Source organism: Streptomyces javensis (genome assembly GCF_039525925.1).
GTDB classification, from domain to species: domain Bacteria; phylum Actinomycetota; class Actinomycetes; order Streptomycetales; family Streptomycetaceae; genus Streptomyces; species Streptomyces asiaticus.
Map to the genome: position 1 here is coordinate 1 of NZ_BAAAIF010000109.1, position 20,494 is coordinate 20,494.

General features: G+C 71.1%; 21 protein-coding genes. 11 read left to right on the forward strand and 10 right to left on the reverse strand.

Annotation, left to right across the window (positions count from 1 at the left end):
* The 3 genes from ABD329_RS44995 to uvrB all read right to left on the reverse strand — a co-directional run.
* Nucleotides 1-632, reverse strand: a 632-nt coding sequence (locus ABD329_RS44995) for a TerD family protein (protein ID WP_344317991.1), incomplete at its 3' end; no start/stop codon positions are given.
* Nucleotides 633-779: 147 nt separating this feature from the next.
* Nucleotides 780-1,358: a TerD family protein gene (locus tag ABD329_RS45000; RefSeq protein WP_037949693.1), complete on the reverse strand. Its 579-nt coding sequence runs from the start codon at nt 1,356-1,358 to the stop codon at nt 780-782.
* A gap of 194 nt (nt 1,359-1,552) precedes the next feature.
* Complete coding sequence (uvrB, locus tag ABD329_RS45005) at nt 1,553-3,697, reverse strand: excinuclease ABC subunit UvrB (RefSeq protein WP_198281273.1); 2,145 nt, start codon at nt 3,695-3,697, stop codon at nt 1,553-1,555.
* 215 nt (nt 3,698-3,912) lie between these two features.
* Between uvrB and ABD329_RS45010 the strand changes: the two genes are divergently transcribed.
* The 4 genes from ABD329_RS45010 to ABD329_RS45025 all read left to right on the forward strand — a co-directional run bounded on the left by ABD329_RS45010 (nt 3,913) and on the right by ABD329_RS45025 (nt 7,231).
* Nucleotides 3,913-4,794 carry a glycerophosphodiester phosphodiesterase gene (locus ABD329_RS45010; RefSeq protein ID WP_198281274.1) on the forward strand — a complete coding sequence of 294 codons (882 nt, stop codon included), beginning with the start codon at nt 3,913-3,915 and terminating at the stop codon, nt 4,792-4,794.
* 101 nt (nt 4,795-4,895) lie between these two features.
* On the forward strand, nt 4,896-5,540 hold the full coding sequence (locus ABD329_RS45015; protein ID WP_425574461.1) for a methylated-DNA--[protein]-cysteine S-methyltransferase: 645 nt from the start codon (nt 4,896-4,898) through the stop codon (nt 5,538-5,540).
* A gap of 344 nt (nt 5,541-5,884) precedes the next feature.
* The gene (locus tag ABD329_RS45020; protein ID WP_198280971.1) at nt 5,885-6,538 is read left to right on the forward strand and encodes a DUF4360 domain-containing protein; all 654 of its coding nucleotides are present in this window, start codon (nt 5,885-5,887) and stop codon (nt 6,536-6,538) included.
* A 30-nt stretch (nt 6,539-6,568) separates the two neighbouring features.
* On the forward strand, nt 6,569-7,231 hold the full coding sequence (locus ABD329_RS45025) for a DUF4360 domain-containing protein (protein WP_191067803.1): 663 nt from the start codon (nt 6,569-6,571) through the stop codon (nt 7,229-7,231).
* Nucleotides 7,232-7,286: 55 nt separating this feature from the next.
* Here the strand turns inward: ABD329_RS45025 and ABD329_RS45030 are convergent, their stop codons facing one another.
* Nucleotides 7,287-7,934 carry a nucleoside/nucleotide kinase family protein gene (locus ABD329_RS45030; protein ID WP_198280970.1) on the reverse strand — a complete coding sequence of 216 codons (648 nt, stop codon included), beginning with the start codon at nt 7,932-7,934 and terminating at the stop codon, nt 7,287-7,289.
* A gap of 89 nt (nt 7,935-8,023) precedes the next feature.
* On the opposite strand from ABD329_RS45030, the gene ABD329_RS45035 reads away from it, so the two are divergent.
* On the forward strand, nt 8,024-8,566 hold the full coding sequence (locus tag ABD329_RS45035; protein WP_198280969.1) for a DUF1697 domain-containing protein: 543 nt from the start codon (nt 8,024-8,026) through the stop codon (nt 8,564-8,566).
* A gap of 61 nt (nt 8,567-8,627) precedes the next feature.
* Here ABD329_RS45035 and ABD329_RS45040 read toward each other — a convergent pair whose 3' ends face one another.
* Nucleotides 8,628-9,098, reverse strand: coding sequence for a type II toxin-antitoxin system PemK/MazF family toxin (locus ABD329_RS45040; protein WP_309142905.1), 471 nt, complete (start codon nt 9,096-9,098; stop codon nt 8,628-8,630).
* 64 nt (nt 9,099-9,162) lie between these two features.
* Between ABD329_RS45040 and ABD329_RS45045 the strand changes: the two genes are divergently transcribed.
* Entirely contained in the window at nt 9,163-10,392 is a 1,230-nt protein-coding gene (locus ABD329_RS45045) for an FUSC family protein (RefSeq protein ID WP_214665561.1), read from the forward strand.
* A gap of 37 nt (nt 10,393-10,429) precedes the next feature.
* Here the strand turns inward: ABD329_RS45045 and ABD329_RS45050 are convergent, their stop codons facing one another.
* A complete protein-coding gene (locus ABD329_RS45050) occupies nt 10,430-11,638 on the reverse strand; it encodes an ADP-ribosylglycohydrolase family protein (protein ID WP_344317993.1) in 1,209 nt (402 codons plus the stop codon).
* Between the two features lie 144 nt (nt 11,639-11,782).
* Here ABD329_RS45050 and ABD329_RS45055 point away from each other — a divergent pair, with 144 nt between their 5' ends.
* Entirely contained in the window at nt 11,783-12,088 is a 306-nt protein-coding gene (locus ABD329_RS45055; RefSeq protein WP_198279985.1) for a DUF6343 family protein, read from the forward strand.
* Nucleotides 12,089-12,172: 84 nt separating this feature from the next.
* A complete protein-coding gene (locus tag ABD329_RS45060) occupies nt 12,173-12,379 on the forward strand; it encodes a hypothetical protein (protein WP_198279986.1) in 207 nt (68 codons plus the stop codon).
* A gap of 327 nt (nt 12,380-12,706) precedes the next feature.
* Here the strand turns inward: ABD329_RS45060 and ABD329_RS45065 are convergent, their stop codons facing one another.
* The 3 genes from ABD329_RS45065 to ABD329_RS45075 all read right to left on the reverse strand — a co-directional run bounded on the left by ABD329_RS45065 (nt 12,707) and on the right by ABD329_RS45075 (nt 14,899).
* A complete protein-coding gene (locus ABD329_RS45065) occupies nt 12,707-13,087 on the reverse strand; it encodes a tetratricopeptide repeat protein (RefSeq protein ID WP_198279987.1) in 381 nt (126 codons plus the stop codon).
* A 220-nt stretch (nt 13,088-13,307) separates the two neighbouring features.
* Nucleotides 13,308-13,916, reverse strand: a complete 609-nt coding sequence (gene coaE, locus ABD329_RS45070) for a dephospho-CoA kinase (RefSeq protein WP_198279988.1) — start codon at nt 13,914-13,916, stop codon at nt 13,308-13,310.
* Nucleotides 13,917-13,954: 38 nt separating this feature from the next.
* The gene (locus ABD329_RS45075) at nt 13,955-14,899 is read right to left on the reverse strand and encodes a PAC2 family protein (RefSeq protein WP_191067809.1); all 945 of its coding nucleotides are present in this window, start codon (nt 14,897-14,899) and stop codon (nt 13,955-13,957) included.
* Between the two features lie 356 nt (nt 14,900-15,255).
* Between ABD329_RS45075 and ABD329_RS45080 the strand changes: the two genes are divergently transcribed.
* On the forward strand, nt 15,256-15,717 hold the full coding sequence (locus tag ABD329_RS45080) for a right-handed parallel beta-helix repeat-containing protein (protein ID WP_198279989.1): 462 nt from the start codon (nt 15,256-15,258) through the stop codon (nt 15,715-15,717).
* Between the two features lie 62 nt (nt 15,718-15,779).
* Here the strand turns inward: ABD329_RS45080 and rpsA are convergent, their stop codons facing one another.
* Complete coding sequence (gene rpsA, locus ABD329_RS45085) at nt 15,780-17,282, reverse strand: 30S ribosomal protein S1 (RefSeq protein ID WP_093702973.1); 1,503 nt, start codon at nt 17,280-17,282, stop codon at nt 15,780-15,782.
* A 366-nt stretch (nt 17,283-17,648) separates the two neighbouring features.
* Here rpsA and ABD329_RS45090 point away from each other — a divergent pair, with 366 nt between their 5' ends.
* Nucleotides 17,649-18,569: a class I SAM-dependent methyltransferase gene (locus tag ABD329_RS45090; RefSeq protein ID WP_198279990.1), complete on the forward strand. Its 921-nt coding sequence runs from the start codon at nt 17,649-17,651 to the stop codon at nt 18,567-18,569.
* Nucleotides 18,570-18,577: 8 nt separating this feature from the next.
* Nucleotides 18,578-20,494, forward strand: a 1,917-nt coding sequence (locus tag ABD329_RS45095; protein ID WP_344317994.1) for a helicase-related protein, incomplete at its 3' end; no start/stop codon positions are given.

The window sequence follows — 20,494 nt, forward strand, 5'->3', positions numbered from 1 at the left end:
GGGTCGGTGCCGCCCGCGGCGGCCGTGCGCACCCGGCCGCCGCCCTCCGGGCCGGGCGGGGGCTGGGCCTTCCAGCGGGCGATGCCGCGGGCCACCAGGTCGTTGATCCGCGCCGCGAGGTCGGCGCCCCGCTCCAGCCCCTGGTCGCGCAGCATGGCGGCCAGCCCGCCCGCGTACCCCTGGCCGATGGCGCGCACCTTCCAGGCGCCCTGCCTGCGGTAGAGCTCCAGGGCGGCCACCGCGGACTCCGAGTCCAGGTCGGTGATGGTGTAGCTGGCGATCTCGGTGCCGTCGAGGCCGGTGACGGCGACGAACGGCGCGGCCATGGCGCCGAACCGGGCCGGGCCGCCGACGCCGGTCGGCAGCGCGAGCAGCACGGTGACCCGGTGGATGTGTTCGGGCATCGCGCCGAGGTCCACGGCCAGCCGGTGGGCGGCCGCCGCCTGTTTGGGCACCTCTATCCCGGCCAGCTGGGGCGAGGCGGGATGCGCGACCCATTCGGCGCCGTGCACCGTGCCCCGCTCATCGCCGAGTGTCGCCCCGGCCACGATCGGATTGCCCGCAGAGATCCGGATCTCCAAACGGGTCTGGGGCAGCGGGTGGTTCTGCCCTCGGACCAGCTCGGCCGTCATGGCTGCGTCCCCTCGTTGTGTTCCGCTGTGTGCCGTACGTGTGAGTGGTGGTGCGGTGGTGCGGTGAGCGCGTCGGCCCGGCGAGCTCTGCTCAACCGGGCCGACGCGCTCATCTGGGCGATACGCCTTTACAAGTGCCGTACGCCTTTACAGATGCGGCAGGATGTGCGGCATCAGGTCCTGGAAGGTGCGGCCGTTGGCCGGCTCGCCGACCGCCTTCATCTGCCAGGCGCTGCCCGCGCGCTGGACCGTGGCCATGATCTGGGCGGTGTACTGCCCGCCGCCGGTCAGGGTGTAGCGGGCGAGCTCCTGGCCGTTGGTCTCGTCCACCAGCCGGCAGAACGCGTTCTGCACCTCGGCGAAGGTCTGGCCGGTGAAGGAGTTCACCGTGAAGACGATCTGGTCGATGTGGACGGGCACCCGCTGGAGGTCGACCAGGATCGCCTCGTCGTCGCCGCCCTGGCCGGCGCCGCCCACGAGGTTGTCACCGGTGTGGCGGACCGAGCCGTCGTCGCTGACCAGGTGGCGGAAGAAGACGACATCGGTGGGCTGCTTGTCGGCGAAGAGCACGGCCGACGCATCGAGGTCGATCTCCCGCGTACGGGAGCCGAACAGCCCGCGGCGGGGCGCCGCCTGCCAGCCCAGCCCCATCCGCACTGCGGTCAGGGTGCCCCCGTCGGCCTTCTGTAGGCTGATGGCCTGTCCCTTGGACATGTTGACCGTCACGCGCTGTCCCTACTCTCGTCTCTCGATTCCCCGTGGCCGCCGCGGGTGCGGCCGTGACCGCGCCGTACGCACGGCCCTTCCGAAAACCCTATGCACTGCCGCCAGGGCTCCGGCCGGACGAGCGGACTTTTGTGTCGGTCTTGCAACACAGGGAACCCACGGGCGCCCCGGTGAGGACCCGGGGCGCCCGGTGATCAGGAAACTCCGGCCTCCCGCATCTGCCGCAGCTCCTTCTTCAACTCCGACACCTCGTCGCGCAGTCGGGCCGCCACCTCGAACTGGAGCTCCGCCGCCGCGGCCCGCATGCGGTCGGTCATCTCCTCGATCTGCTCGGCGAGCTCGGCCGCGGGCCGGTCGGTCAGCACCGCCTCCTTGGCCTTGCCCTTGGCGGCCTTGGCCTTGCCGCCCTTGGCCGCCGTGCCGCCGGCCGCCGGCACGGCCGCCTTGGCGCCCTTGCCGTCCTTCGCCTTGCGGTAGCCGGTGCCGAGCAGCTCCTCCGTGTCGACGTCCTCGCGGGCGATCTGGGCCACGATGTCGTTGATCTTCTTCCGCAGCGGCTGCGGATCGATCTTGTTGGCCTTGTTGTACGCGCTCTGCTTCTCGCGGCGGCGGTTGGTCTCGTCGATGGCCTTCGCCATCGCCGGGGTGACCTTGTCGGCGTACATATGCACCTGGCCCGAGACGTTACGGGCGGCGCGGCCGATGGTCTGGATCAGCGAGGTGCCCGAGCGCAGGAAGCCCTCCTTGTCGGCGTCGAGGATGGCGACCAGCGAGACCTCCGGCAGGTCCAGGCCCTCCCGCAGCAGGTTGATGCCCACCAGCACGTCGAACTCACCGGCGCGCAGCTCGCGCAGCAGCTCGACCCGGCGCAGGGTGTCCACATCGCTGTGCAGATAGCGCACCTGGATGCCCAATTCGAGCATGTAGTCGGTGAGGTCCTCGGCCATCTTCTTGGTGAGGGTGGTGACCAGGACCCGCTCGTCCTTATCGGTGCGGGTGCGGATCTCATGGATGAGATCGTCGATCTGGCCCTCGGTCGGCTTCACGACGACCTCCGGGTCGACCAGGCCGGTCGGGCGGATGATCTGCTCCACGAAGCCGTCGCCGCGGGACATCTCGTATGTCCCCGGGGTGGCGGAGAGATAGACCGTCTGGCCGACGCGCTCCAGGAACTCCTCCCACTTCAGCGGGCGGTTGTCCAGCGCGGAGGGCAGCCGGAAGCCGTGCTCGATCAAGGTCCGCTTCCGGGAGGCGTCGCCCTCGTACATCGCGCCGATCTGCGGCACCGTGACATGCGACTCGTCGATGACCAGGAGGAAGTCCTCCGGGAAGTAGTCCAGCAGGGTGTGCGGCGGGGATCCGGTCTCGCGGCCGTCGATGTGCAGCGAGTAGTTCTCGATGCCGGAGCAGGTGCCGATCTGCCGCATCATCTCGATGTCGTAGGTGGTGCGCATCCGCAGCCGCTGGGCCTCCAGCAGCTTGCCCTGCTTCTCCATCCGGGCCAGGGTCTGCTCCAGCTCGGCCTCGATCCCGGCGATGGCCTTCTCCATGCGCTCGGGCCCCGCCACGTAGTGGGTGGCCGGGAACACATACAGCTCCTGGTCGTCGCTGATCACTTCGCCGGTGAGCGGGTGGAGCGTGGAGAGCGCCTCGATCTCGTCGCCGAACATCTCGATGCGGACCGCGAGCTCCTCGTAGACCGGGAAGATCTCGATGGTGTCGCCGCGGACCCGGAAGGTGCCCCGGGTGAACGCCATGTCATTGCGGCTGTACTGGATATCGACAAAGCGACGCAGCAGCTGATCGCGGTCGATCTCCTCACCGACCTTGAGCGGCACCATGCGGTCCACGTACTCCTGCGGCGTACCGAGGCCGTAGATGCAGGAGACAGAGGCCACCACGACCACGTCACGCCGGGTGAGCAGCGAGTTCGTCGCCGAGTGGCGCAGCCGCTCCACCTCCTCGTTGATCGAGGAGTCCTTCTCGATGTAGGTGTCCGACTGCGGGACGTACGCCTCGGGCTGGTAGTAGTCGTAGTACGAGACGAAGTACTCGACCGCGTTGTTCGGCAGCAGCTCGCGGAACTCATTGGCCAGCTGGGCGGCCAGCGTCTTGTTCGGAGCCATGACCAGCGTGGGCCGCTGAAGTTTCTCGATCATCCAGGCGGTGGTCGCGGACTTGCCGGTGCCGGTCGCGCCGAGCAGGACGACGTCCCTCTCCCCCGCGCGGACGCGCCGGTCGAGGTCGGCGATGGCGGTGGGCTGGTCACCGCTGGGCTGATAGGGGCTGACGACCTCGAAGGGCGCCACCTTGCGTTCGAGCTGAGTTACGGGCCGCATGAGACCAACCGTACGACTCGCCACTGACAACGGCGGAGCGCTCGTCCGCGCCACTCCCGTCCCCGGCCTTCGGCCGGATTCGGATGATCACGCGCATGATGTCGCCCGTGGCACGAATTTTCAGTCCATCCGATACCTATCCTCCACTGCCGTGCATCTGGGACCCTCTGCCCGTCCATGAGTCGGACGAGAGTCAGACGACGCGAGGAGTCCGTATGCAGATCCGCCCGGCCGCCGCGTTAACCGGCGCGCTCATCGGGATGTCAGCGCTCTTCCTCCCCACGGCCACGGCCCAGGCCACCGGCCCGACGACGCACCACCACACGGTCACCGTGGCCCATCGCGGTGCCTCCGCGTACGCCCCCGAGAACACCCTGGCCGCCGTCGACGCCGCCGACGACCTGGGCATCGACTGGGTGGAGAACGACGTCCAGCGCACCAGGGACGGCGAGCTGATCGTCATGCACGACACCACGCTGAGCCGGACCACCGATGTCGAGCAGGTCTTCCCGGACCGCGCGCCCTGGAAGATCTCCGACTTCACCCTCGACGAAATCGAGAAGCTGGACGCCGGAAGCTGGTTCGGCCCCGACTTCCAGGGCGAGGCGGTGCCCACCCTGGAGGAGTACATGGATCGGGTTTCGGACAACCACCAGAAGCTCCTGCTGGAGCTCAAGGCTCCCGAGCTCTATCCGGGGATCGAGCGCCAGACGCTGCGGGAGCTGAGAAGAGAGGGCTGGCTGGACCACCGGCACAAGCGCCGGCTGATCGTCCAGAGCTTCAGCGCCGACTCCGTGCGGACGGTCCACCGGCTGCGGCCTGACGTCAAGACCGGTTTCCTGGGCACCCCGGCCGTCGCCGACCTGCCGGAGTACGCCGAGTTCTCCGACCAGATCAACCCCAGCTACACGACCATCGACGCCGGCTATGTGTCCGCGGTGCGATCGGTGGACGGGGCGCACGGCAAGCCGCTGGAGGTCTACACCTGGACCGTCAACGACGGCCCGACGGCGGTCTCGGTCGCGGGCATGGGCGTGAACGGCATCATCACCAACAAGCCCGATGTGATCCGGGACGCCCTCGACGACGCCTCGTGATCCGCGACCGGCTCTGACGAGGCGCCCCGTCGGCCGACCGGCGGGGCGCCGCCGGTGGCGCTGTCGGGTGCGCTGTCGGTGGCGGGTTCTACGCTGAAGGCGTGACGATCGCAGAGCGGCAGACACAGCCGGACCCGCGAGAGCGGCCGGAGCGCCCGGAGGCACCGGACGCGCGCGCCTGGGCCTGGGCGGTCCTGGCCACGCCCATCGGCCCGCTGCTGCTCGCGGCCACCGACGAGGGGCTGGCCCAGGTGGTCTTCCACGCGGAGGAGAAAACGGCGGCCGAGGCCGTCGCCAGGCTGACGCGCCGCCTCGGCGCCGAGCCCACCCCCGTGCCGCCCGAGGCCCCCGGCACCGCGGCCGCCCCGTCCGCGCCTCGCTGCGCCGGGCATCTCGCCGAGGCGATACGGCAGATGGAGAGCTATTTCGCCGGGGAGACCAAGGCGTTCACCCTTTCCCTGGACTGGTCCCTGATCACCGGCTTCAACCGCCGGGTGCTGCGCGAACTGGCCGCGCATGTGCCCTATGGCACGGTCGTCGGCTATCAGAACCTCGCCGACCGGGTGGGTGAGCCGGGCGCGGCCCGCGCCGTCGGCGTGGCCATGGGGAGCAATCCACTGCCGGTCGTGGTGCCGTGCCACCGAGTGGTGGAGAGCAGTGGGGGCATCGGCGGCTTCGGCGGTGGGCTGGAGACCAAGCGCATCCTGCTGGCCCTGGAAGGCGTTCTTCCGCAACCGCTCTTCTGAATCGTTCTTCCCGGCCGGACGGAAATATCTTGTTCCGGAATTCCGCGGCCGTCTTGTGGTGCTTGCCTATCACCCTTATCTTAAGAGCGCCCATCGCCCTGGCTTTCCGTCACCAGCCGGGCATGGGGCTCTCATTGCGTTCGGCCGTACGAACCGTACCGCGCGATAACGCTCTTCAGCTCTTCCCGCTCCACCGATCGTGCGTGCCACCCGCTCCGCCGGTACTTCCCGCACGTCCCGCACCCCCCGCTCTTCCTTGCCCTCCCTCGCTCTTCCTCGCTCTTCCCGCTCATCGGAAATTCATCGCTCAACTACGTCCCCACAAGTGATCGAATTGGAGAGCCATGTCCGGTGTTCTGCTCGCGGGCGGCGCGGCCGCGGCGCTATTCGCCTCGGCCCTTTCCACCCAGGGTGTTTCCTCGGCCCCTGATGGGCCGCCGGAAAAGATCCAGATAAGCGTCAAGACAGTGAACGGCTCGGGCTGCCCCAAGGGCACCACCGCCGTGGCCGTCGCCGCCGACAACTCGGCGTTCACCGTGACCTACAGCGACTATCTCGCCCAGGTCGGCCCCGGCTCGGACCCGACCGACATCCGTAAGAACTGCCAGCTCAGCCTGGGCGTGCATGTGCCGCAGGGGTTCACCTACGCCATCGCGCAGGTCGACTACCGGGGCTATGGCTACCTCGAAAAGGGCGCCAAGGGCACCGAGAAGGCGAGCTACTACTTCCAGGGCTCGTCGGACACGGCGTCGCGGACCCATGACTTCAGCGGTCCGTACAACGACAACTGGCAGACCACCGACAGCACCGACTACAGCGCCCTGGTGTGGGCCCCCTGCGGCCAGGACCGCAACTTCAACGTCAACACCGAGCTGCGGGTCAACGCCGGCACCTCTCCTGCGGGCACCACCAGCTTCATGGCCATGGACTCGACGGACGGCGGGGTCAACACGGTTTACCACCTCGCCTGGAAGGAATGCCCTTCCGCCGTTCGGTAGCCCGGTAAAACCACCATCGAATGGAGAATCATGCCCGGTGTTCTGTACGCAGGCGGCGTGGTCGCGGCGTTATTCGCCTCGACGCTCACTTCCCAGGCATATGCACAACCCCCGTTCGACACCGTGCCGCCCGACAAGATCGTGATCACGGTCGCGACCGTCAATGGGTCGGGCTGTCCGGCGGGCACCGCGGCGATCGCCGTCTCCCCGGACAACACGGCCTTCACCGTGACCTACAGCGAGTATCTCGCACAGGTGGGCAAGGGATCCAAGCCGACGGACTTCAGAAAGAACTGTCAGCTGAGTCTGGTCACGCATGTGCCACAGGGCTTCTCCTACGCCATCGCCAGTGTCGACTACCGTGGTTTCGCCCATCTGGAAAAGGGCGCGTCCGCCACCCAGAAAGCCTCGTACTACTTCCAGGGGCAGTCGCAGACATCATCGAACACGCATAGCTACAACGGCGCCTACGACGACAACTGGCAGGCCACCGACGTATCCGATATCGCCACCGTGGTGTGGTCGCCCTGCGGTGAACTCCGCAACTTCAACATCAACACCGAGTTGCGGGTCAACGCCGGATCGTCCAACACCACGGATACGACGAGCTTCATCGCCATGGACTCGACGGACGGCGATGTGAGCACCACCTATCACTTCGCCTGGAAGGAATGCCCGCCGACCAAGAAGTGACCCCGCGCACCAGCCCGGACATGACCCCCTGCGCACCGTCTCGAAACGTACCCGGCTACGGCTCCGGGCGGTGCCAGGCCGGATGCCGGGGGTCGTCCATCCGCACCACCACATCCGCCGCCTCACCGGGCCCCACCTCGTCCTCGTAGCGCGCGAAGGCGGGCAGGGTCCAGCGGTCGCCCTCATCGGTGCGACGGGCGAGGGCGGCCGGGGACAGCCGCAGATGCACCGAGAGGTCGAACGGGAACCAGTGCCCCAGCAGCAGCGCGCCGTGCAGCAACAGCACCCCGCCCGGCGGAAGTTCGGCGTACGGGCTGCGCGTGGCCCGGTCGGTCTCCGGATCCCACAGGTCGGGCAGCACCCGCCCGGTGCCGCCCGGCTCCGGTTCCAGCGGATCGAAGACCTCGCGCCACAGGGCGCCGGTGTCCAGCCAGCGGTCGTAGTACGCGTCGGGGTCCCGTTTCCCGTACTCGTAGCGCAGCGAGGCGGGTCGCCAGAACCCGGCCGCCGCGATCACCAGCGCCGGTCGGCCGAGGATGCGCAGCGCCTCCGCCAGATCCCGCGCCAGCTCGCCGGTGGGCGCCGCCGGAGCCCCGTCGACGGCCACTCTCAGCCAGGGGCTGCCGTCCGCCGCCGTCAGTCCGGCGATGCGGTCGGCGGTCGCGTCGGTCAGCCGTTCCCAGGTGATCGCTTCGAGCCGCACGCCCCCATCATGCCGTGCGCCCGTGCGCCCGTGGGCCCGGGGCTCCGGGCTCCAGGGCCCGGGGACTCCGGGAGAGGTACCCTCCGGCCATGGCATCTCAGATAGCGCTGCTCCGCGGCATCAATGTGGGCGGGAACAGGAAGTTCCCCATGGCCCGGCAGCGTGAGCTGATGGCCGAGCTGGGCTTCGAGGACGTCACCGTCCACCTCCAGACCGGCAATATCGTCTTCGCCGACCCCGGCACCCCGCCCGAGCGGACGGCCCGCACGCTCGAGGACCACTTCGCCGCCGGTCTCGGCTTTCCCGTGGACGTCGTGGTCCGTACGCGCGACGAGCTGGCCGCGGCGATCGGGGCCAACCCCTATCCGGAGGCCGTCGCCGAGCCCAAGACCCTGCACGTGGTCTTCCTGGCGGACGCGCCCGCGGACACGGCCGCGCTGGACGCGCTGGATCCCGCCGCCCATGCCCCGGAGGCGTTCCGGCTCATCGGCCGCGAGATCTTCCTGCACTGCCCGGACGGGGTCGGCCGCTCCAAACTGGCGGCGAAGGTCACCAACGCCCGGCTCGGCGTGCCGGCCACCGCCCGCAACTGGAACACGGTCACCAAGCTGCTGGCGCTCGCCGACGGCTGAGACGTTTCCTCAAGATCAGCCGGAGATACGCGGAATCAGCCGAAGGCACGCGGAGCCGCGCTCAGCTCCAGCCGTACCGCTGCCGCAGCCGCATCACGACCAGGTCGAAGCGCGGCCGGTCGAGTGCGCACGCCTCGCGCCGCATCCCGTCCGGGTGCACCCGCAGCACCCGGTCCAGATCGACCCATGACTCCCGCCCGGCCCGGTCCCACGGCCCGCAGCCGATCGGCACCCACTCACGGTCGCCGTCGTGCCGCTTGCTCGACAGCTGCACGGCGAGCAGCGTCCCGGCCCGCTCCCGCGCGACCACCAGCACCGGCCGGTCCTTGCCACGGCCGTCGTTCTCCTCGTACGGCACCCATGTCCAGACGATCTCGCCGGGATCCGGGTCCCCGTCCGGATCGGGTGCGTAACTCGTCCGTACCCGCCCGACCTGGCGCGGATGAGCCTCGACGGTGGCGGCCGGGCCGGTGCTTCCGGGAAGCGCCGCGCCGTCCCCCGTCCCCTGCGTTCCGTTGAATGGGCTGATCACGCCCGACACGTTAACCCGTCCGCGAAACCCGATGACATGGCGGCCCCCTCGGCGTGGAAGGGGCATGTACGTGCCCGATGTCCTCGACCCACTGGCGGAGCTCGTCAAACGACGCCATGACCCGGTCGTCGTTCAGACCGTGCGCTCCACGGCGGCCGCGACCATCGCCTACGTCGTCGCCCTCGAGCTCAGCAAGGAACCCGCCCCGCTCACCGCCCCGCTGACCGCCCTCCTCGTCGTCCAGGTCACCCTCTACGCGACCCTCACCAGAAGCCTCCGCAGGGTCGAGGCCGTGGTGGTGGGCGTTCTGATCGCCGTCGCCTTCAGCGTGCTGGTGGGGCTGACCTGGTGGAGTCTGTGCCTGATCATCCTCGCCGCCCAGACCGCCGGCTATCTCACCCGCGTGGGCGACTGGGTCCAGGAGGTGGCGATCAGCGCCATGCTGGTCCTGGGCGTGGCGCAGGTGACCACCTACGCCTGGGACCGGGTGCTGGAGACCCTCATCGGGGCCGGGGTCGGGATGGGCTTCAACTTCTTCCTCGCGCCCCCGGTGTGGGTCGAGACGGCCGGCAAGTCCATCGAGGACCTGGCCCGCCGGATGCGTCAGCTGCTGCTGCACATCGGCGAGGAGCTGGGCAGTCAGATCGCGGTCGACCGCGCCGCCGCCCGGCTCTACGAGGCCCGTCGTCTGGACCACGACATCTCCCAGGTCGACGCCGCCCTCCGGCAGGCGGAGGACAGTGTGCGGCTCAACCCCCGCGTCAAGGAGGGCCTCCTCTACCGCGTGGTGCTCCGCACCGGCCTGGACACGCTGGAGATCTGCACCGTCATCCTGCGCGTCATGTCCCGCACCCTGACCGACCTCGCCAGGGCGCGGACGGACGAACCCCTCTTCCCCCCGGACGTGGCTGATGCCCTGAAGGACCTCTTCGCCCATCTCGCCGCCGCCGTGGAGAGCTTCGCCGTCCTGGTCACCACCCAGGTCAGCGCCAACGCCGAGGAGGCCGAATCCCGCCTCTCGAGCGAACTCGTCAAGGCCCACGCGAGCCGTGACCGCGGCGCCGACCTCCTGCTGCGCCGCGTGCAGGAGCACCCCCGTCAATGGCAGCTGCACGGTGCCCTGCTGGCGGAGATCGACCGCGTCCTCGACGAACTCGACATGGAGCAGCGCTCCAAGCGGCTCATGGAAGAGCTCGACCGCAGCACTCGCGAGAACCGCGAGCGCTTCCTCTTCCTCCACAAGCTGCGGCGCCGGTTCCGTCGCGGCCGTAAGGACGGCTCCGGGACGGGCTGAGCCTTGGGGCGGTCAGCTGAACCGGTAGCGGGGGCGGTCAGCTGAGCGGGTAGCGGTCGCGGGGGAAGACCACGTCGTCGTAGGGCTCGTACAGCTCCACCGAACGGTGGAACTCGGAGGCGAAGTCGTCGGCGAGTTCGGCGATCGTGCCGCGGCCCTCGGTCAGGGACAGCCAGGACGGCGGGAGGCGGAGGTCCCCGTGGTGGGCGCCGAGGATGTTGCCGCAGATCGAGCCCGTCGAGTCGCTGTCGCCCGAGTGGTTGACGGAGAGCAGCAGGGCCGCCTGGACGGGGGTGCGCGGGGGCGCCGGGTCGTAGCTGATCTTGCCGCCGGGGCCGTACAGGATCTGCTGGGCGGGGGTACGGGCCAGGGCGCTGTAGACCGCGATGGCCAGCGCCTCCTCGGCGACCCAGCCGCCGCCGAGCGACTCGGCCTTCTCGGGCGTCGGATCGCCCTCGGCAGCCAGGTCGACCGCCTTACGGAGGACGGCGGTGGTCTCCTCGTGGCCGGGGTAGCGGGCGAGGAGTTCCAGGGTACGCAGGGTCGCGCCTTCCAGGGACTCGCCGTCGAGCAGGCAGGCGATCATGGCGGCCAGGGCTCCGGCCGCGTAGTAGCCCGTCGGATGGCCATGGGTGATCTGGGCGCAGCGGGCGGCGAGTTCGAAGCAGTCGCGGGGGTCGAGCCCGGTGAGGCCGAACGGCGCCGAGCGCATCACGGTGCCGCAGCCCTTGGAGCCGGTGTTCACCGGTCCGGGGGTGCCGTCGAGGGGAGCTCGCGGGGCGGGGACATGCTTCGACATGAGGCCGGAGAGGCAGGCGTTGCCGGGGGCGCGGCGGGCGTACAGCCAGGGCTGGGTGCGCAGCCAGCCGGAGCGGACCAGGTCCCCGGTGCCCTCGGCGGGCGGCGGACCGGGGTGGTTCTGGGTGTCCAGCCAGCGCAGATAGGCATGGCGGACGACGGCGGTCTCGGACCCTTCGATGCCCTTGGACGAGGTTCTGGCGTGGGCCCGTATCAGGCCCTCGGCCGTGAAGAGTGTCATCTGGGTGTCATCGGTGACCCGGCCCACGACTCCACTGCCGTCCGGGACGAGGGTGGTGACGCCCGCGGCGCCGTGGGTCTCGCGGATCGACCGAAGGGACAGGAACTCGATGGGATTGCCGAGGGCGTCGCCGATCGCACCGCCCAGCAGGCAGCCGCGGATGCGGGCCCGCTTGGCGGCCGTTTCGTCCCATGACTGGCGGATCACTGGCAGCTCCTCATCGTCCTGGTCCCATGCCGTCCCGTATGGATGCACACCACATGATCTCAGGTGTCGGTGGGCGTCCCCCGGCGGTAGATTCGAATGGGCGGAAAGCGGGAGGAAGTAGCCGAAAACGGGAGATGCGGTGCCATGCCGATGCGGCTGATCCGAACGGGCGATGAGCCGATCCACGCGCGCAGTCCGCTGCGGATGCGGCTGGGGCTGGCCACGTGGGGGCTGCTCTGGACGCTCGGCGGCGCGGTGGCCTTCGCGGTCGCGGGCCGGCCGGGGTGGGCGGCGGCCTGCGGGGCGCTCGCCGTCGTCACGCTGATCGATCTGGCCCTGGTGATCCGGCACATCCGGCAGGGGCCGCACTATCAGCCGGGCCGGGATGTGCCGCCGTACGCACCGATCGCCGAGCGCAGACGGAGCCGTGGACGACGGCAGGCTCGGTGACGGGATATCGACGGCGGGGAGTAACGCGTTCCGGGGGATACTGCCCAGTACCTGCTGAGTACCTGCCCGGACAGGGGGGCCGTCATGGGGGTGCTGGCGATCGGCATCGCGCTCTGTGCGCTCGGGCTGATGCTCTCCGGGACCGGAGAGCCGTACGGGCGGCGGGAGGCGCGGCGGGGGCCGGAGACCGACCCGTACGACATCGCCCGCCAGCGCGGAGTGGCGCTCGGGCTCGGCGGGGTGGTGCTGCTGGGCGCGGTGGTCCTCGGCGGATTCGCCCTCTGGCGCTGACCGGGGTACGGGGCGCGGGGGCACGGGCGCCCGCCGCGCACCGTCGCGCACGGCGGCGCGCGGGCCCCGGCGAGCGCCAGCGAGCACCGCGGCTCAGCCCGCGCCCCGCCTGGGCCCTGTCCGACGGATCTTCGTGGATCAGCCCGCGGCGCCTGGTGCAGGGGGCACCTCCCAGCGGTAGCTGGGGGAGCATCGCAAGGCGGAGGGTCGTCCTCTTACCGGGTCGTACTCGGACGATCCCGACAACGCGGCCGGGGGCACCTCCCGGCGGTAGCCGGGGGCGCCGTGCCAGGCGTCGCGGGCCCGCGAAGATCCGCCGTACAGGGCCTAGCCGTCCCGGTCGCCCTTCTCACCGAACCGGGCCGCCTCCACGAAGTCCGGGCGCGGATCGAGCGCCGCGGCCAGCCGGAAGTGGCGGGTGGCCTCGGCCGGGCGGTTGGCCCGCTCCAGGGTGCGGGCCAGGGCGAAGTGGGCGAAGGCGTTGTCCGGCTCGCGCTCCAGGACGAGCTGGAACTCCAGCTCCGCCGAGCGCAGCTGGGCCGCGCCGAAGAACGCGCGCGCCCGGAGCAGCCGGGCCGCCGTGTTCTCGGGATGGGCGCTGATGACCGAGTCGAGCAGCTTCACGGCGCCCCGTGGATCTCGGGCGGCGAGCAGGTGCTCCGCGGCGCGGAAGTCGATGACGTGGGTCTCGGGCGTGGGCTCGGGCACAGCCGTTTCCTTCCCCGGGTACGTACTCGGTGGTGAGGCGATGGATTGGGTGAGGGGATGGGATGAACCGTCACGGTGATCGTTCGCTACGGGGTGCACAACAATCACCCCGCACGCCGCATTCCCCGCCACTCGCCGCCGCACGCTCCGCACCGCGCCCCGGCTCGGCCCGCCGCGCCCGGCTCGGCCCGGTAACGCTCCGCGCGCACCGCGCCCCGGGTCAGCCCGCCGCGGCGGCCGCCCGTCGCACCAGATCCGCCCAGACCTCTCTGACCTGCGGCTCAAGCGCCTCGATCGGGCCATTGTTGTCGATCACGACATCGGCGATGGCCAGCCGCTCCGCGCGGGTGGCCTGTGCCGCCATCCGGGCCCGCGCCTCGTCCTCGGCCATACCGCGCAGCCGCACCAGCCGGTCCAGCTGGGTCTCGGGCGTGGCATCCACGACCAGGACCAGGTCGTAGAGCGGTGCCAGCTTGTTCTCGGCCAGGAGGGGGACGTCATGGACGACCACGGCGTCGGGCGCGGCCGCCGCCTGGAGTTCGGCGGAGCGGTCCCGGACCAGCGGGTGAACGATCGCGTTCAGCGCGCTCAGCCGCTCCGGGTCGGTGAAGACGATCCCGCCGAGCCTGGGCCGGTCCAGACTGCCGTCGGCGGTCAGCACCTCGGGGCCGAACTCGGCCACCACGGCGGCCAGTCCCGGCGTGCCCGGCTCGACCACCTCGCGAGCGATCCGATCCGAGTCGATCAGCACCGCTCCCAATGAGGTCAGGAGTCGTGAGACCTCGCTCTTGCCCGCGCCGATTCCGCCCGTGAGCCCCAGGTTCAGCATGGGGCCCACGCTATACGGCGCGCCGGTGGGGTCATCGGTCAGGCTCCGCCGTCGCCCTCGCGCTCGGCGAGGAACCGTTCGAACTCCGCGCCCAGTTCATCCGCCGAGGGCAGCTCGGCCGGCTCCGCGACCAGATTGCCGCGGCTCTCGGCCCCGGCCACCGCGTCGTACTGGTGCTCGAGGCCCCGTACGAGCGCGACCAGTTCCTCGTCGCCCTCCGAGATCTGCCGCTCGATCTCCTCCTGCGTCCTGAGGGCCTCGTTGCGCAGGGCGTGCGTGGGCCCCGGCAGCACCAGACCGGTGGCCGCCGTGATGGCCTCCAGCGCGGTGAGCGCCGCGTCCGGGTAGGCCGACCGGGCCAGATAGTGCGGCACGTGCGCGGCGACGCCGAGCACATCGCGGCCCGCCTCGGCGAGCCGGTACTCGATCAGGGATTCGGCGCTGCCGGGCACTTGGGCCTCGTCGAAGTACCCCCGGTGACCGGGCATCAGATCGGTGCGATTGCCGTGCGGGGTGATGCCGACCGGCCGGGTGTGCGGCACGCCCATCGGGATGCCGTGGAAGTTCACCGCGAGCCGCACGCCCAGCCGCTCGACCATCTGGCCCACCGCCGCCGCGAACCGCTCCCACTCCACATCCGGCTCCGGACCGGTGAGCAGCAGAAACGGGGCCGCGGTGGCGTCGCGCACCAGATGCAGCTCGATCTTCGGGGTCTCGTACGCCGTCCACCGGTCGCGCTGGAAGGTCAGCAGCGGCCGACGGGCCCGGTAGTCGACCAGCCGGTCATGGTCGAATCGCGCGACCACCTTGCGCGGCAGGCCGTCGAGCAGCCGCTCCACGATCTGGTCCCCGGTCTCGCCGGCGTCGATATAGCCGTCGAAGTGGTACAGCAGCACCAGCCCGGCCGAGTCCCGCGAGGCTATCGCGTCGACCTCCGCCAGCCCGCTCGGTTCCCATGCGTACAACTCCTGCGGATCATGCACTGTGACCGCTCCTCCTCGTGTTCGCACCGAAGAACACCGAACGGGGGCGGGGGCATTCCCCGGGTTGGATCCCCGATGGCCGACGGGCGGGATCCCCGGGGCCGACGGGCGGGATCCCCGATGGCCGAGCGGCCCCGAACCCCGTCCCCGAGGGGCCCACTTGGGCGACGCTCCCAACGGCCCGCCGGAGCGGACGGAAGCGGCCCGATCTCGACGTCGGCGCACGTCGCGGGGTTGACGCGCATATGCGGCACGCCTATCTTCGCCAGCCGTCAGCGGTTCATCATGTCATCGGGCGTTTCTGACCAGAACCCAGCGTGTTCACCTCTGGCCACGGCACAGGAAGGCAGCCTCCTATGCACTCTCCCGGCCGCACTCCCACCCGATTACGCACCCTCCTCATCGCCATCGCCACCGGACTGATCGCCACCGGCGGGCTGATGGCAGCGGGTATGACCGGGCGGGACACTCACGCCGCCGGCGCCGTCCCGATCTCCGTCGACGACACGGACGGCCTCAGGGAGGCCCTCGCCGGGGCCCGGCCCGGCGATACGATCCGGCTCGCCGACGGCAGGTACAACGGCGGCTTCGAGATCACCGCCTCCGGCACCTCCGGCTCGCGGATCACCCTCACCGGCTCCTCGAAGGCGGTCCTCACCGCGAGCGGCGGCTATGGGCTGCGGCTGAACGGCGCCTCGTACTGGACGGTCAGGGGGATCACGGTCCGAGGCGACAAGGAGGGCATCAGGATCGACGGTGCCCGGGGCGTGACCGTGGACTCCGTTTCGGTCAGTGTGCGGCGCCATGGGCATGCGTAAGGCCCGCTCCCCAAGGGGAGCGGGCCTTACCTGCTCAGCCGGTGCCGACTAGCGGCGGCCGGTCAGCTCTGGCCGCCGGCCAGCTTCTCGCGAAGCGCGGCCAGCGCCTCGTCCGAGGCCAGGGCGCCGGAGTTGTCGGCCGACTCCGAGGAGTACGAACCGCCACCGGCCGCCTGCCCGCCCGGCGCCGGGGCGGCGCTGCCCGCCTCGGCAGCGGCCTGCTCGTCGGCCTCGCGGGACTTGATGACCTGCGCCTGGTGCTGCTCGAAGCGCTGCTGCGCCTCGGCGTACTGGCGCTCCCACTCCTCGCGCTGCTTCTCGTAGCCCTCGAGCCAGTCGTTGGCCTCGGGGTCGAAGCCCTCGGGGTAGATGTAGTTGCCCTGGTCGTCGTAGGACGCGGCCATGCCGTACAGGGTCGGGTCGAACTCGACCGCGGACGGGTCGGCACCGAAGGACTCGTTGGCCTGCTTCAGCGAGAGGCTGATGCGGCGGCGCTCGAGGTCGATGTCGATGACCTTGACGAAGATCTCGTCGTTGACCTGGACGACCTGCTCCGGGATCTCCACGTGGCGCTCGGCCAGCTCGGAGATGTGGACCAGACCCTCGATGCCCTCGTCCACGCGGACGAACGCACCGAACGGCACGAGCTTGGTGACCTTACCCGGGACGACCTGACCGATCTGGTGGGTCCGGGCGAACTGCTGCCACGGGTCCTCCTGCGTCGCCTTGAGCGACAGGGAGACGCGCTCGCGGTCCATGTCGACGTCCAGGACCTCGACCGTGACCTCCTGGCCGACCTCGACGACCTCGGACGGGTGGTCGATGTGCTTCCAGGACAGCTCCGAGACGTGGACGAGACCGTCGACGCCGCCCAGGTCCACGAACGCACCGAAGTTGACGATGGAGGAGACGACGCCGGAGCGCACCTGGCCCTTCTGGAGGGTGGTGAGGAAGGTCTGGCGGACCTCGCTCTGGGTCTGCTCCAGCCAGGCGCGGCGGGACAGGACCACGTTGTTGCGGTTCTTGTCGAGCTCGATGATCTTCGCCTCGAGCTCCTTGCCCACGTAGGGCTGCAGGTCGCGGACGCGGCGCATCTCCACCAGGGAGGCGGGAAGGAAGCCGCGGAGGCCGATGTCGAGGATGAGACCACCCTTGACGACCTCGATGACGGTACCGGTGACGATCCCGTCCTCTTCCTTGATCTTCTCGATGGTGCCCCAGGCGCGCTCGTACTGGGCGCGCTTCTTCGAGAGGATCAGTCGGCCTTCCTTGTCCTCCTTCTGGAGGACGAGGGCCTCGATCTCGTCGCCGACGGCGACGACCTCATTGGGGTCGACGTCGTGCTTGATCGACAGTTCGCGAGAGGGGATGACGCCTTCGGTCTTGTAACCAATGTCGAGCAGGACCTCGTCCCGGTCGACCTTCACGATGACGCCGTCGACGATGTCGCCGTCGTTGAAGTACTTGATCGTCTCGTCGATCGCGGCGAGGAAGGCTTCCTCGGAACCGATGTCGTTTACCGCCACCTGCGGGGTGGTGCGGGTTGCCTCGGTGCTGCTCGTCATGTGGAAAAGGGCTCCGGTACGGACATGAAGTCGTAGGTACTGCTACGCCGGGACCCTTATCGCACTGCCGAAGCCGGACAGCCTTGGAGGCGCCGAATCTTTCCGATTTCAGGGACCGAAAAGCCCGAGCGCCTCGACAACCGAGGGGACATACAACAGATGCGAGCGCGGCCTGCTCCGTCCGAGGCGCACAGGCCCGCAGCGCAACTTGTAGCATACGGGGGCAGCCGGGCATGGTCAATGCACGAAGAGCACACGCGGGGAATAACGCCCCGAACCCGGCAAATTGCATGGTCCGTACTGCGACGCGGTTCTCACCGTGCCCCGCAGCCACAGGTCGATACAGAGAGTACGACGACACGCGCGATGGTCCAAGAACACGAGCCCAGCCCCCCTGAGGCGGCCGCCGAGCCGACGGCCACCCGCCGGATCGCCGACACGGCGGAGAGCAGCCGGGCCAACCGGGGGTGGTGGGACCGCAACGCGGACGAGTACCAGGAGGAGCACGGCGCCTTCCTGGGCGACGACCGGTTCATATGGGGCCCCGAGGGGCTGGACGAGGCGGAGGCCGGGCTGCTGGGTCCCGTTGGGGCGCTCAAGGGGCGCGATGTGCTGGAGGTGGGCGCGGGCGCCGCGCAGTGCGCCCGCTGGCTGGCGGCCCAGGGGGCGCGGCCGGTGGCGCTGGACCTCTCCCACCGGCAGCTGCGGCACGCGCGGCGGATCGACGCGGAGGCGGCGGTCTCCGAGGCGTCGGAGGCCGCTGGAGCCTCCGGGGCGTCGGAGGCCGCTGGAGCCTCCGGGGCTCGGGGCGGCGCGGCCGGGGTGGCGCTGGTGCAGGCCGACGCCACGGCCCTGCCCTTCCGGGACGGCTCGTTCGACCTGGCGTGCTCCGCGTACGGGGCGGTGCCGTTCGTGGCCGAGCCGGTGCGGGTGATGCGCGAGGTGCGCCGGGTGCTGCGGCCGGGCGGACGGTGGGTCTTCTCGGTGACGCATCCGGTCCGCTGGGCGTTCCCGGACGAGCCCGGGCCCGAGGGGCTGTCCATCGCCTCCTCCTACTTCGACCGCACGCCCTATGTGGAGCAGGACGAGTCGGGCCGGGCCGTCTATGTGGAGCACCACCGGACGCTGGGCGACCGGGTGCGGGACGTGGTGGCCGGGGGCTTCCGGCTGGTCGACCTGATCGAGCCGGAGTGGCCCGCGTGGAACCACCAGGAGTGGGGTGGCTGGTCCCCCCTGCGGGGGAACCTCATTCCCGGCACGGCGATCTTCGTGTGCGAGCGGGACTGAGGCGGGCGTTGACCGATCCCGCTGACGCGCGCGCCGAGGCCCTGGACCGCCTTCCCGTGCGCGAAGCCGTGCCCGAGCTGCTGCGCGCGCTCGACGACCACGGGGTCGCCGTGCTGTGCGCGCCTCCCGGGACTGGTAAGACGACGCTGGTGCCGCTGGTGCTGGCCGGGCTGGTGGGCGGCGGACCGGCGCGGCGGGTGCTGGTGGCCGAGCCACGGCGGATCGCGGCGCGGGCCGCCGCGCGACGGATGGCGTGGCTGCTGGGCGAGCGGCCGGGCGGCCGGATCGGCTTCACCGTGCGCGGGGAGCGGAAGGCCGGGCCCGGGACCGTGGTCGAGGTGGTCACGACCGGAGTGCTGTTGCAACGGCTGCAACGCGATCAGGAGCTGGCCGGCGTCGACGTGGTCGTGCTCGACGAATGCCATGAGCGCCATCTGGACGCGGACACGGCCGCCGCCTTCCTGCTGGACGTCCGGGCCGCCCTGCGCCCCGACCTCCGGCTGATCGCCGCCTCGGCGACCACGGACGCGGAGGGCTGGGCACGGCTGCTGGGCGACGGCGGGGACGGCGGCGACGGCGGGAAGGGCGGCGACGGCCGGGCGGACGACGGTGAGGGCCGGGCGGACGACGGGGGTGGCCCCGGCGAGCCCGCGCCGGTCGTCTCGGCACCGGGGGTCTCCCATCCGGTGGAGGTGGTGTGGGCGCCGCCCGAGCGCCCCGTAAGGCCGCCGCACGGGATGCGGGTGGACCCCGCCCTGCTGGACCATGTCGCGGCCGTGGTGCGGCGGGCGCTGCGCGAGCAGGAGGGCGATGTGCTCTGCTTCCTGCCCGGCGTCGGGGAGATCGCCCGGGTGGCCGGGAAGCTGGGCGGGCTCGCCGACGCGGAGGTCCTCCAGGTGCACGGGCGGGCGCCGGCCGCCGTACAGGAGGCGGTGCTCGCGGGCGCGAACGGCGGACTGCGGCGGGTGGTGCTGGCCACCTCGGTCGCCGAGTCGAGCCTGACCGTGCCGGGCGTGCGGATCGTCGTGGACTGCGGGCTGGCGCGTGAACCCCGGATGGACCACGCACGGGGGCTGAGCGCGCTGACGACCGTAAGGGCGTCACGGGCCGCCGCCCGACAGCGCGCGGGCCGTGCCGGGCGCGAGGCGCCCGGGGTGGTCTACCGCTGCTGGCCGGAGGCGGAGGACGCCCGGCTGCCGCGTTTCCCGTCCCCGGAGATCGCCGGTGCGGACCTTACGGCCTTCGCGCTCCAGACGGCGTGCTGGGGCGATCCGGACGCCTCCGGGCTGGCCCTGCTGGATCCGCCGCCCGCCGGGGCGATGGCGGCCGCGCGCGGGACGCTGACCGCGATCGGTGCCGTGGACGCCGCCGGACGGGCCACCGAACGCGGCACCCGGATGGCCCGCCTCGGTCTCCACCCCCGCCTGGCGCGGGCGCTCATCGACGGCGCGAAGGAGGTCGGCGCGCGCCGGGCGGCCGAGGTGGTGGCCCTGCTGAGCGAGGAGCCGCCGAGGGAGTACGGCGACGACCTCGCGGCCCTCGGGCGCCCCGCCCGCCACGGCGGCGACCCCTACGCCGCCCGCTGGCGCCAGGAGGCCCGGCGGCTCGAACAGGCCCTGACCGCCGCGGGGACCTCCGGTCCGGACGGCGGGCGGGGCCGGGACGGTCCGGCGGCGGGCGGGGACGGTCCGGCGCACGGCGATGGCGGTCGTGTGCGCGATGGCGACAGGACGCGCGGCGGCGATGGCTTCCCGGCGCACCGCAGTGGCGGTCCGGCACGTGGCGGTGGCCCGCGCGGCGAGGATGGCGGCGCGGCCCGTGGCGGAGACGGTCCGCGCGGCGATGACGCCGTGGCGGGGCTGCTGGCCGAGGACGTCGCGCCGGAGCGGGTGGCCGAAGGGGCGGACGGGGCCCAGGACGCCGTG